Origin of the sequence: Eikenella sp. NML99-0057, from assembly GCF_001648535.1 — a bacterium.
GTDB lineage: Bacteria > Pseudomonadota > Gammaproteobacteria > Burkholderiales > Neisseriaceae > Eikenella > Eikenella exigua.
The window spans coordinates 160,208-172,528 of the sequence record NZ_LXST01000002.1 but is presented as its reverse complement, the minus strand read 5'-3'; the positions used below and the strand labels follow the sequence as shown (position 1 = coordinate 172,528).

12 protein-coding genes are annotated in these 12,321 nt (G+C 55.2%); 6 read left to right on the top strand and 6 right to left on the bottom strand.

The genetic code is table 11. The features are described from left to right. Nucleotides 1–59: 59 nt before the first annotated feature. Complete coding sequence (locus tag A7Q03_RS04295) at nucleotides 60–467, top strand: Spy/CpxP family protein refolding chaperone (RefSeq protein WP_067447659.1); 408 nt, start codon at nucleotides 60–62, stop codon at nucleotides 465–467. A gap of 256 nt (nucleotides 468–723) precedes the next feature. After that, nucleotides 724–1,080 (top strand): hypothetical protein, encoded by a 357-nt coding sequence (locus A7Q03_RS04290; protein ID WP_067447657.1) that lies wholly within the window; start codon nucleotides 724–726, stop codon nucleotides 1,078–1,080. 147 nt (nucleotides 1,081–1,227) lie between these two features. Here the strand turns inward: A7Q03_RS04290 and A7Q03_RS04285 are convergent, their stop codons facing one another. Then, nucleotides 1,228–2,568, bottom strand: a complete 1,341-nt coding sequence (locus A7Q03_RS04285; RefSeq protein ID WP_067447652.1) for a deoxyguanosinetriphosphate triphosphohydrolase — start codon at nucleotides 2,566–2,568, stop codon at nucleotides 1,228–1,230. Nucleotides 2,569–2,647: 79 nt separating this feature from the next. Beyond that, entirely contained in the window at nucleotides 2,648–4,321 is a 1,674-nt protein-coding gene (gene ettA, locus A7Q03_RS04280) for an energy-dependent translational throttle protein EttA (protein WP_067447650.1), read from the bottom strand. A 288-nt stretch (nucleotides 4,322–4,609) separates the two neighbouring features. On the opposite strand from ettA, the gene A7Q03_RS04275 reads away from it, so the two are divergent. From A7Q03_RS04275 to A7Q03_RS04260, 4 genes are all read left to right on the top strand, one after another. Next, nucleotides 4,610–5,248 carry a DedA family protein gene (locus A7Q03_RS04275; RefSeq protein ID WP_067447648.1) on the top strand — a complete coding sequence of 213 codons (639 nt, stop codon included), beginning with the start codon at nucleotides 4,610–4,612 and terminating at the stop codon, nucleotides 5,246–5,248. Nucleotides 5,249–5,388: 140 nt separating this feature from the next. After that, on the top strand, nucleotides 5,389–6,372 hold the full coding sequence (gene holB, locus A7Q03_RS04270) for a DNA polymerase III subunit delta' (protein WP_067447646.1): 984 nt from the start codon (nucleotides 5,389–5,391) through the stop codon (nucleotides 6,370–6,372). Nucleotides 6,373–6,471: 99 nt separating this feature from the next. Next, nucleotides 6,472–6,831: a PilZ domain-containing protein gene (locus A7Q03_RS04265; protein WP_067447644.1), complete on the top strand. Its 360-nt coding sequence runs from the start codon at nucleotides 6,472–6,474 to the stop codon at nucleotides 6,829–6,831. Nucleotides 6,832–6,833: 2 nt separating this feature from the next. Beyond that, nucleotides 6,834–7,604: a TatD family hydrolase gene (locus A7Q03_RS04260; protein WP_067447642.1), complete on the top strand. Its 771-nt coding sequence runs from the start codon at nucleotides 6,834–6,836 to the stop codon at nucleotides 7,602–7,604. Between the two features lie 375 nt (nucleotides 7,605–7,979). Here the strand turns inward: A7Q03_RS04260 and ftsZ are convergent, their stop codons facing one another. The 4 genes from ftsZ to A7Q03_RS04240 all read right to left on the bottom strand — a co-directional run bounded on the left by ftsZ (nucleotide 7,980) and on the right by A7Q03_RS04240 (nucleotide 12,287). Next, nucleotides 7,980–9,152, bottom strand: a complete 1,173-nt coding sequence (gene ftsZ / locus A7Q03_RS04255; protein ID WP_067447640.1) for a cell division protein FtsZ — start codon at nucleotides 9,150–9,152, stop codon at nucleotides 7,980–7,982. 99 nt (nucleotides 9,153–9,251) lie between these two features. Beyond that, nucleotides 9,252–10,490: a cell division protein FtsA gene (gene ftsA, locus A7Q03_RS04250; protein ID WP_067447637.1), complete on the bottom strand. Its 1,239-nt coding sequence runs from the start codon at nucleotides 10,488–10,490 to the stop codon at nucleotides 9,252–9,254. A gap of 134 nt (nucleotides 10,491–10,624) precedes the next feature. Then, entirely contained in the window at nucleotides 10,625–11,383 is a 759-nt protein-coding gene (locus A7Q03_RS04245) for a cell division protein FtsQ/DivIB (RefSeq protein WP_067447635.1), read from the bottom strand. After that, nucleotides 11,367–12,287 (bottom strand): D-alanine--D-alanine ligase, encoded by a 921-nt coding sequence (locus tag A7Q03_RS04240; protein WP_067447633.1) that lies wholly within the window; start codon nucleotides 12,285–12,287, stop codon nucleotides 11,367–11,369. Before A7Q03_RS04240 ends, A7Q03_RS04245 begins: the two co-directional genes overlap by 17 nt. Between the last annotated feature and the right edge of the window lie 34 nt (nucleotides 12,288–12,321).

Genomic DNA, 12,321 nt, shown 5'->3' with positions numbered 1-12,321 from the left:
TCGTATACTGGTAGCAATAAATTTACTTGGTTCGACACTGAATCTAAAGAGTTAATCCCATGACTCCCCTCCCCCGCCGCCAAACCCTTTGCCGGATTGTGTTTTCCACCATCCTGCTCACTGCTGGCAGCCTTGCCTTGGCCGACAGCCCCAACTGCGATATGCGCCAGCTTGCGCTCAGCAGCAGCCAACAGGAGCAGCTGCGCCAAGTGCGTGCCGAATACCGCCAACGGATGGACAACCTCGTGGCACAATCGCGCAACCTGCGCCAATACACCACACAGGCTTCCAACTTGGTGCTCTCCGGCCCGGTGTTCGATGAAAACATGGCACGGCATTATGTGAACGAAAAATACACCCCGCAAATGCAGCGCGAAGTGGAAAGCCTGCGCGCCCAACACGCCCTGCTTCAAATCCTCACGCCGCAGCAGCGGCAGGAATGGCGTCGGCATTGCCTGTATCAATAAAGCGCCCTGCCCTATTGGAAAGGCTACCTGAAGTTTCAGGTAGCCTTTTGCATTTGCCCGCCCAGCCGTTTTCAACCCCGGCATGGCTGAAATAGTTACTGCTTCATACATTGGCGCAGGCCCGGTATGGCGAGGCGACCTATAGCAGCAGGAAAATAAGTATTTTGGCGATAAAATCCCGCCGCCCTATTGCGGCAAGATTATGCCACCATTAATATGCACACCGTTTCCCCCACCCTTCCAAAAGGACATTCCCATGAAGAAAACTTTGCTGTTGGCCGCCATGCTGGCCGGTTTCTCCTCTTTTGCCGCAGCCGATACTCTGCCGCGCGAAATCTACCGCCCGCGCGGTGCGCAGGTGGTGAAGGCAGAAGCGCAAGACGATGGCGAATTTGAAGCCAAATTCCACCTGCGCGGCAACGACGTGCGGCAGCTGGCACAACGCGTTATCAGCCATGCCCGCAGCCAAGGCTTCCGCCTGGTGGAATCCGAAATCAAACCCCACGATGCGGATCTTAAATTCCAGCGCGGCGATCAGGAATTGGATGTGGAAATCGAACGCAAAGGCCATGGCCATATCGAATACAAAGCCGATTTGGATCGCGACAATTAAGCTGGCCGACCGCTCTTACAATAAAGGCTACCTGTGGTTTCAGGTAGCCTTTGTTTTGCCCGGCGACAAGATTGGCTGTTTCCCCAATATGTTGCAGCGCATATTTCCAAACTGCTTAAAACATTGGCCGCCCCTGCCCGGCAACGGCTACAGCATCCCAATGCCGGACACTTCCCGCGCCAGCCGGGCGGCGGCGTTGTCGGTCATGCCGCCGACGAAATCGAGGATTTTCATGTAGGCGGTGTAGAGCGTGTCTTGCTCGTTCAACGGGTCGTCGCGCAGCAGCTCCAAGGCCAGCGATTGGCGTGTGCCGATGTGTGCTTTGGTGATGTAAGCGAAGGCGGCGGGCACGAGCAGGTTGAGAATCGAGCCGATGCAGGGGAAGGCGGCGATTTCGGTAATCAGCTTACTCTGGTGGCGGAACACACGGGTGCGTGCCAGCTCTTTTGCTCCTTCCAACGTATCGCGCACTTCAGGCGTGCACACGCTGAGCAGGTCTTTGCCCTGGAAGTTGCCGGAGAGCAAGTCGGCATGGTGCAGCATAAAGGTTTGCGCCATGTCGTCGATGGTGCGGCCGATGGCCATGCCGCGCAGCATGGCGCAGCGCTGGCGGGCGGATTGCTCTGGCCAGAGTTTGTCGATGTGCACCATGCCCTGCAATACGTTTTCCACTTCGCGGTCGTCCAACAGGCCGAGCTCCACCGCGTCTTCCAAATCCAGGAGCGCGTAGCAGATGTCGTCTGCTGCTTCCATCAGGTAGGACAGGGGGTGGCGGCTCCAATGGTGCGCGGCGATTTCAGGTAGCCCCAATTCGGCGGCCACGCATTCGATAAACGGCAGCTCGGTTTGATAAATATTGAATTTTTTCAAACCTTGCGGTGCGGAGGTAGTCCACGGATACTTGAGCAACGCGCCAATAGAGGCGGCGGTAAGCCGCATACCACCGCGATGCTGATACATTTCAAGATTGGCCAAAATGCGCAGGCTGTGGGCATTGCCTTCGTAGGTTTGCACGTCGCGCCGTTCGGCTTCGGCCAGGTGTTTCAGGTAGCCTACATGCTCGGGATTACGGAACCAATCGCGCAAGGCCTCTTCGCCAGTGTGGCCGAAAGGCGGGTTGCCCATATCGTGTGCAAGGCAGGCCACCTGAACCACAGCGCCGATATCGGATGGCGTATTCTCCGGCGGTAAGAAACCACCCTTAGCCAGCATCACGCCCACACGGTTGCCTAGGCTGCGCCCCACGCTGGCCACTTCCACGCTGTGGGTGAGGCGGTTGTGGGTGTGGTCGTGTTCGGCAAAGGGGTGCACCTGCGTTTTGCGCCCCAGCCGCCGGAACGAGCCGGAAAACACCACGCGGTCGTAATCGATATGAAAATCGGTGCGCAGCGCATCCGCGCCTTCTTGGCTGGAGGGGGTAACGGTGGCCACCAGCCGGCCGTTCTCGGGCTTGAAACGCTTAGTGCTGAGCAGTTGCTGCCAGTTCATGTTTGTCCTTTGGTTTGGCTGGATAAATTGAGGCTACCTGAAAACCAAGCCTGCGGTTTTCAGGTAGCCTCTTTGTGCTTTAGCGGGTTACCGGTTTGTAGCGGATACGTTTCGGTTTCGCGCCCTCTTCGCCAAGTCGGCGTTTCTTGTCGGCTTCGTATTCCTGATAGTTGCCGTCGAAGAACACCCATTTGGAATCGCCTTCGCACGCCAAAATATGCGTGGCGATGCGGTCGAGGAACCAGCGGTCGTGCGAAATCACCATCACGCTGCCGGCAAATTCCAGCAATGCTTCCTCCAGCGCGCGCAGGGTTTCCACGTCGAGGTCGTTGGACGGTTCGTCCAGCAGCAACACATTGCCGCCGCTCAACAAGGTTTTCGCCAAGTGCAAACGCCCGCGTTCGCCGCCGGAGAGCTGCCCCGCGATTTTGCTTTGGTCGCTGCCTTTGAAGTTGAAGCGTCCCAAATATTGGCGGGCGGGGATTTCAAATTGCCCAACCTGCAAAATATCGCGGCCTTCGGCGATGTTGTCGAACACGGTTTTGTCGTTTTGCAAACCTTCGCGGCTTTGATCGATCAGGCTCATTTTCACGGTTTGCCCGATTTTCACTTCGCCGGAATCAGGCTGCTCTTTGCCCGCAATCATTTTGAACAGCGTCGATTTACCCGCGCCGTTCGGGCCGATGATACCGACAATCGCGCCCGCAGGCACTTTGAAGCTCAAATCGTCAATCAGCACTTTATCGCCGAACGATTTGGAAACGTTCACAAATTCAATCACTTCATTACCCAAACGCTCGGCGACGGGAATAAAGATTTCCTGCGTTTCATTGCGTTTTTGGTATTCGTAGTTGCTCATTTCCTCAAAACGCGCCAGACGCGCTTTGGACTTGGCTTGGCGGCCTTTGGCATTTTGGCGCACCCATTCCAATTCCTGCTTCATCGCTTTCACGCGCGCGGCTTCGGATTTCGCCTCGTTTTCCAAACGCTTTTCTTTCTGCTCCAGCCAAGACGAGTAATTGCCTTTCCACGGAATACCGTAGCCGCGGTCGAGTTCCAAAATCCATTCGGCGGCGTTGTCCAAGAAGTAGCGGTCGTGTGTTACCGCGACGACTGTACCGGGGAAGCGCACCAAGAATTGCTCCAGCCATTCCACCGATTCCGCATCCAAGTGGTTGGTCGGCTCGTCCAGCAGCAGCATGTCGGGCTTGCTCAATAAGAGTTTGCACAAAGCGACGCGGCGTTTTTCACCGCCGGACAGATTGCCGATTTTGGCATCCCATTCAGGTAGCCTCAACGCATCGGCAGCGATTTCCAATTCGTGTTCCGCACCGCCGCCGGTGGACGAACCCGCTGCGATAATCGCTTCCAAGCGGCCCTGCTCTTCCGCCAACGCGTCAAAATCCGCATCGGGATTGGCGTACTCGGCATACACTTCTTCCAAACGTTTCTGCGCGGCTGCCACTTCGCCCAAACCGCTTTCCACTTCCTCACGTACGGTTTTCTCAGGATCAAGCTCCGGCTCTTGCGGCAAATAGCCGATTTTGATACCGCTCATCGGTACGGCTTCGCCCTCAAATTCCTTATCCATGCCCGCCATAATCCGCAGCACGGTGGATTTGCCTGCGCCGTTCAAACCGAGCAGGCCGATTTTCGCGCCGGGGAAGAAAGAAAGGGAAATATCTTTAATGATAGTTTTCTGCGGCGGCACAACCTTGCTCACGCGCAACATGGAATAGACGTATTGCGACATAACAACTCCTCGAAAATAGGGGAAACAGGCAAATAGGTAAATGCCGCCGATTCTAACCGAAAAAAGCATTTCAAGCAGCCGAAAGGCTACCTGAAAATACGGAGTAACAGCGTTTCTAAGAAAAAGAAACTTTCAGGTAGCCTCTAGCCCCTCTGAGGCTACCTGAAAAATTGCATCATCTAACCGGCGGCAAAAAACGGCGTTTGCAGCGCGGTTTGCACGCAGCCCTTTCAGCCCGCCCCCTCTTGCCTTACAATGCCGCCCGTTCTTTTTATTTGCGGTTTCCCCATGCTTGCCAGCCTGATTGATTTTGTTCTGCATATCGACCAACACCTCATCGAGCTCACTCAAACCTACGGCTTGTGGATTTATGCCATCCTGTTTCTCATCGTGTTTTGCGAAACCGGGCTGGTGGTTACGCCCTTTCTGCCGGGCGATTCGCTCTTGTTTGCCGCCGGCGCGGTGGCGGCACTGGGCGGGATGAATGTGCATATAGCGGCCACGCTGCTCTTGGTGGCGGCAGTGATTGGCGATGCGGTAAACTTCGCCATCGGCAAGTATTTCGGCGAAAAGCTGTTTGCCAAACCGGATTCGCGCGTGTTCAAACGCGAGTATCTGGATAAAACCCATGCTTTCTACGAAAAATACGGCGGCAAAACGATTATCCTGGCGCGATTCGTGCCGATTGTGCGCACCTTTGCGCCTTTTGTGGCGGGCATGGGCAATATGCATTACGGCCGCTTTATCCGCTACAATATCATCGGTGCGCTGATGTGGGTGGGGCTGCTCACTTATGCGGGCTACTTCTTCGGCGAACTGCCGGTGGTGAAAAACAATTTCGGGCTGGTGGTGATCGGCATCATCGCGGTGTCCGTGCTGCCGATGGCGGTGGAAATCGCCAAAGCCAAATGGGGGAAGAAGGCGTAGTGCCGTCCCTGCTTCGTTTTCAGGTAGCCTCTTGCCATAGCGGATTAACATGGCGGCGAACCCACGCCGTAGCAGTCTTATTTTCATTCACTCCATTTTTAAACGGCCAATCTCTTTTCAGGTAGCCTTCACGTTTTCCTATGATTTATCCTTGGCATGAATCCGCTTGGCGGCAGTTGGCTGCCCAATGGAGCAACCGCCCCAACGCTTGGTTGCTTACCGGCCGGCGCGATACCGGCAAAACCGCGTTTGCCCACCATCTGGCGCAGGCGCTGTTGTGCGAACAGCCGCAGGCCGAACACCAGCCCTGCGGTAGCTGCCCTTCCTGCCATCTGTTCGCCCAAGGCAGCCATCCGGACTACTACGAACTCGCGCCCGAGTTGCCTGCCGAAGGCGAAAGCGCGCGCAAGCTGCTGCAAATCAAAATCGATGCCGTGCGTGCCGTGCTATCGCCACTGCTGCAAAGCTCCGTGCGCGGCGGGCTACGCGTGGTGCTGGTGCAGCCGGCAGAAACCATGAATACCCAAGCCGCCAACGCGCTGTTGAAAATGCTGGAAGAGCCGCCTGCATCGGTGGTATTCCTTTTGGTGACCCACAACAAAGACCGCCTGCTGCCCACCATTAAAAGCCGCTGCCGCCCCTTCCTGCTGCCCGCCCCAAGCGCCGAAGAAGCCTTAGGCTACCTGAAAATGCAAAACACCCCTCAAGCCGAAGCCCTACTTGCCTTCCACAGCGGCGCCCCACTGTTTGCAGCCGAACCGGAACAAGACACCATGCGCGAAGAGCTGTGCCAACTGCTGGCCAAACCGCGCCTGTTGGCCATGCTGGATTACGCCGCCGCCTTCGACAAACAAAAATGGCCGCTGGCCGTGTTTCTCGACTGGCTGCACAAATGGCTGGCCGATATCGCGCTCGCCCAACAAAACCTGCCCCCGCTCTACTACCCGCAACACCAAGCCGCCATTTTTCAGGTAGCCTCCCGCACCCAGGGGACAACCTTATTCCAACTGGTACACACCCTAAACCGCCTCAGCCCTTACGGCCGGCACACCTTAAGTGTTAGAATGCAGATTGAAAATTTGTTAACCAGTTATCTTGCCTTTTGGCAAAACAAACCACTTTAAGAAAATAACCGCCAAACCACCATTTGGCATTGGCTGAGGCAATAAGCAATTTAGCTATATTTGGCCTTCACTCTACTTACTCACAACAAGGACATACCAATGAGCACCCCCTCCGACAGCGCCCCCGGCCGCATGATGAGCGTTAGCCTCAAAGACAAACCCATCGCCTACTACAGCTACATGCCGTTTCTGGAACATGGCGGCATTTTTGTGCCCACCAACGACGAATTCAAAATGGGCGAAGAAGTGCTGTTGGTATTGGAACTGTTTGACAATCCAGAAAAATTCTTCCTGCGCACCCGCGTAGTGTGGATCAACCTCAGCCGTACCACCAACGGCCAGCCGCAAGGCGTAGGCCTCGCTTTCGGCGACGACGAAACCGGCATCAAATGTAAAAACTACATCGAAGACCAACTGCCCGGCCTGCTGCATACCGACCGTGCCACCTACACCATGTAGCCATGCTGATCGATTCGCACTGCCACCTCAACTTCCCCGACCTCGCCCAAAGGCTACCTGAAGTCCTCGCCAACATGGCCGAGGCCGGTGTGGATAAAGCCATTGCCATCAGCGTGAGCCGGCAGAGTTTCGAAGAAGTGTACGCCATCGCCCAAAATCACCCCAACATCTACGCCACTGTCGGCATCCACCCCGACGATCCAGAAGCCGAAGAATTCAGCCTGGAAGAACTGCTGGAACGCGCCGCCCTGCCCAAAGTGGTGGGCATCGGCGAAACCGGCTTGGATTATCATTGGTGCAAAGGCAATTTGGCCTGGCAGCACCAACGCTTCGCCCTGCATATCGAAGCTGCCAACCGCAGCGGCTTGCCACTTGTTGTCCACACCCGCGATGCTGCTGCCGATACCATGCGCCTGCTGCGCGAACATCAAGCCCACGCCGGCGTTATCCACTGCTTTACCGAAGACGTACACGCCGCCAAACTAGCCTTGGATTTAGGCTTCTACATCTCCTTCTCCGGCATCGTCACCTTCAAAAACGCCACCGCCATCCAAGAAGCCGCCCGCTACGTGCCGCTCGACAGGCTGCTGGTGGAAACCGACGCTCCCTACCTCGCACCCGTGCCAAAACGCGGCAAACCCAATGAGCCCGCCTACGTACGCCATACCGCCGCCTTCGTTGCCCAATTGCGTGATGACAGCTTGGAAAACATTATCCAAGCCACCACCACCAACTGCCTGCGGCTGTTCCACAAAATTAGCATAGCGGCTTGAAACCTGTTTGGTACACGCTGCTTCTACTAAAAATCCGCTGCACCCGTATGGTTTAGTCGTTCTAAATCGGCAAATCTAAGCAGCACCGTATCATTCCTAATTGAAAATGGAATAAAAAGCTACCTGAAATCTTTCAGGTAGCCTTTGCTGATTTTGCATTGGAGATATATAACTGTAAAACTTCACTTCATATAAGGAGGTGAACCGAAGATAGTACAGGCATACGGCAAGGCGAACCAATGCCGTATGAATCAAAGAGTTTTAGCTATTTTCATCGAAACCAAAGCACCCCTCTCCTTTCAGGTAGCCTTAAAATATCAAATGAGCAAAAACCTGCCTCGAAAGAGGCAGGTTTTATTAAGAACCAAACTGGGCTTAATCAGCCTGGCGGCGGATCACCGCCGGAATTTCGAAATCGTCCAACACAGACTGGTTGGCAAAATCAGAAGCAGCCAAATTCATGGTACGGGCAGTGCGGCCGGAGCGGATAACGCTGTCGATTTCCGGGAATGCGCCGTCTGTGCCGGTGGCTTGAGCAGATTTCACCATACGCAGGTTGCTGCTCTGGCTGTTATCGCCCTGCTCTTTCAGGCCGGTGGCAATGATAGTAACGCGGATTTCGCCTTCCTGCATGGCAGCATCTTCGGCTGTACCGTATTTCAATTCGGCATCAGGATGAGCATATTCGCTCACTACCGACATGATTTCTTTGTACTCTTTCATGGTCAGACCATCGGGGGCGGTAGTGATGTTCACCAACACGCCACGCGCGCCTTCCAGCGTTACATTGTCCAGCAGCGGGCTGGCAATTGCCTGCTCGGTAGCCAAACGGGCACGGTCGATGCCTTGTGCGAAACCAGAACCCATCATGGCCATGCCCATGATACCCATTACATTACGTACGTCAGCGAAGTCCAAGTTGATCATACCGGGGCAGGTAATCACTTCGGCAATACCGGCCACCGCGTTGCGCAACACGTTATCGGCGGCACGAAATGCCTGGCGCACAGTTACATCTTCGCCTAGGGCGGTCATCAGCTTGTCGTTCGGGATAACAATGAGCGAGTCTACTTGGTTTTTCAGGGTTTCCAAGCCGTCTTTGGCGATCTGGATACGTTTGCCTTCGTGTTCGAACGGGCGGGTAACCACAGCCACGGTCAGGATACCCAGCTCGCGAGCGATTTCGGCCACCACCGGAGCAGCACCAGTGCCGGTACCACCACCCATACCAGTGGTGATGAACAGCATATTGGCGCCTTGGATGGCATCCGCAATAGTTTCACGATCTTCCAACGCAGCATTGCGGCCGGTTTCCGGATTGGCGCCGGCACCCAAACCTTTGGTCAAGTTAGTACCCAACTGGATACGTTTAGGCGCTTTGCTGCCCTGTAAAGATTGGGCATCGGTGTTGGCACTAATAAACTCAACGCCTTGTACCGTGTTGTCTATCATATTGTTAATAGCATTACAGCCACCGCCACCAATACCGATAACTTTAATGACCGCCGGACTGGCTGCGGATTCGACAACATCATAAACCAACTGCATTTAACACTCCTTTTGCGCCCCGGAAGGCTACCTGAAAACTGAAATCGCCCGTATTATAAAGGTTTGAACGGATTTTGTGTGCAAGAATAAGCAAAAAGCTTAGAAATTGTTTTTCAGCCACTCTTTGAGACGGTAGAAAATAGAATCGCCGTCTGCGGCCTGCCTTACGATGTTGTGCGCGCCATGTTGATTACTGTACTCGGCAGCGGTTTGCAGAAGGCCGATGGCGGTAGCATAGCGCGGATTGCGGATACGCTCTGACAAGCCGCCCATTTCCTGTGGCACTCCAATGCGGGCGGGCAGGTTGAACACGTCTTCGGCTAGTTCCACCACGCCGGAGAGCAAAGATGCACCGCCGGTGAGTACCACGCCCGAGGTGAGCACTTCTTCGGGGAAGCCGGAACGGTGCAGCTCATTGCGGGTTAGCTCCAAAATTTCTTCCACACGCGGGCCGATAACGCTGGCCAACACACGGCGTGAAATCTGGCGCGGGCTGCGATCGCCCACGCTGGGCACTTCAATCATTTCATCCAAACCATCACCAGTAGCCAAGGCCACGCCATGGTTGATTTTGATGTATTCGGCAGCGTTATAAGGGGTGCGCAGGGCTTGCGCCAAATCACGGGTAATCAAGTCTCCGGCCACCGGAATCACAGCAGTATGGCGAATAGCACCGTTGGTGTACACGGCGATATCGGTCGTACCACCGCCGATATCGATGACGCACACGCCCAGTTCTTTCTCGTCTTCAGTCAGCACAGCACGGCCGCTGGCCAAGGGCTGCAGAATCATATTGTCGATGTGCAGGCCGCAGCGTTCGATACATTTTTGAATGTTCTGCATGGCAGTAACCGCGCCGGTTACGATATGGATGCGTGTATCCAGCCGCACACCGCTCATACCGATGGGCTCGCGCACACCGGGCTGGTTATCAATGATGTACTCCTGTACCACAGTGTGCAAAATCTGGTGATCTGGCGGGATATTTACAGCCTTGGCGGTTTCGATGGCACGATCGATATCGGCCTGCATCACCTCGCCTTCCTTAATTTTCACTACGCCCTGCGAATTCATGCTACGGATATGGTTGCCGGCAATACCGGTTACCACACTGCCGATTTGGCAGTCGGCCATCAGCTGGGCTTCTTCCATGGCCTGGGTGATGGCTTGGGCGGTGGCATCGATATTGGTCACCATGCCGGCCTTCAGGCCGTGCGACGGCGTCTGGCCGAAGCCGATAATATGGATTTCGTCGTCGTTTTGCACTTCGCCGATTAAAACGATGGTTTTCGAGGTGCCGATGTCCAGCGCGCCCACCAGTTGTTTGTTGTTTGACATAACTCTGTCTCGCTTATTGTTGAAATGGTTGTTTATAGCTAAAGCACTTATTTCTTCCTACTACATTGGCCCGACTTGCCATATTACTCAATACTGTTTGCAGCTCGCCGCCTGGTAGGAAAAAAATAATTGTTTCAGCCATGCCCGCCCGATTGCGGTTGTTGGTTGCTGTTGTTGTCTTCATCTGCTGTGTCCTGTTTGTAGCGCACAGCGAAACCGTCTTTATAGCGTAAATCCACGTATTGCACGTCTGCTGCGCGTTCTTTCAAAATCTCATGCCACGCCTGCACAAAGCGGCGCAAACGGTTTGGCGCGTCGACGCGGCCAAGATGCAGCCGGATGCCGTTTTCCAAAGTCAGCTCCCGTGAGGAGCGCGAGCTGTAGTCCATGCGGCTGATTTTCAAATTAGTCGGCGCCAAGATGGCTTGGAACTCAAGAAATTCCTCCACCATAATTTTACGCATTCCCGGCGTGCCTGCAAATACGGGAAAGTTTTCATCGGTGGGGGCATCAAAGCCTTTGCCTTCGCTATCTACCAACCCGCCGCCTTCCCAGCGCGCCACAGGCTGCCGCTCTTCCACCCGGATTTGCACCGTATCCGGCCAGATTCGGCGCACCTCCGCCTTGGCCACCCAAGGCAGCGTTTCAAACGCCTGCCGTGCTTCGTTCAAATCGGCTTTGAATATATTGCCGCGGATGTGGAGATGGGCGGTTTGTTGCAGCTGGGCGGCACTTAAGCGGTGCAGGTCGCCGTCGATTTTCACCAGTTTCACCGGGAAATATGGCGAATTCATCATCCACATCACCACCACCGCAATCAGGCCGACGCCAGCCAGAAGATAGAGGCTGCTGTAGATGCGTTTGAGCGCGCCGGCATTATCCCAAAATCGCATGGCTCAATACTTCAACGCATAAGTCGGCAAAATTCAAGCCGGTTTGCGATGCAGCTTTCGGCACTAAGCTGTGGCTAGTCATGCCCGGCACTGTATTGATTTCCAACAAATAAAGCTTTCCGCTTCGGCTGCGCAGGAAATCCACCCTACCCCAGCCGCGCCCACCGATGGCTTCAAAGCCCGCTTTGGCCAAGCGGCGGATTTCCTCCTCACCAGCTTCGTCCAGATCGCTGGGACATTGGTACACCGTGTCGTCGCGGAAATACTTGGCATCGTAATCGTAAAACTCAGTGGCCGGGATGATGCGGATGCTGGGTAGCGCCTGTTGGCCGAGCACGGCACAGGTGTATTCGCCGCCGTCGATAAAGCGTTCGGCGATGATTTCGCCGTGCAGGCGGCGTTCGTGCAGCTCACTGTATGCTTTAGGTAACTCACCAGGCTGTTTCACTTTCACCACACCCACGCTGCTGCCCTCAGCGGCGGGCTTCACAAACATCGGCAGGCCGAGTTCGGCTTCCACGGCGGCAAAATCGGTATCATCGTGCAACACGGCGAAATCGGGTACAGGCAGGCCGAGCGCCTGCCAAATCAGTTTGCAGCGGTATTTGTCCATGCCCAGTGCGGAGGCAGCCATGCCGCAGCCGGTGTAGGGGATGCCGATGGAATCGAGTAGCGCCTGCACGGTGCCGTCTTCGCCATAAGTGCCGTGCAGCACATTGAAGGCTACCTGAAAACCCTGCGCTTTCAGTTGCAGGATATCTTGCTCTTTCGGGTCGAACCGGTGGGCATCGATGCCCCGGCTCTGCAAGGCGGCCAATACGGCCGCGCCGCTATCGAGCGACACTTCGCGCTCGCTGGAGAATCCGCCGTTCAATACGGCCACCTTGCCAAACTGCTTGTTCATTTGCTTTGCTTCTTTCTTGCTTCTACTTTCAGGT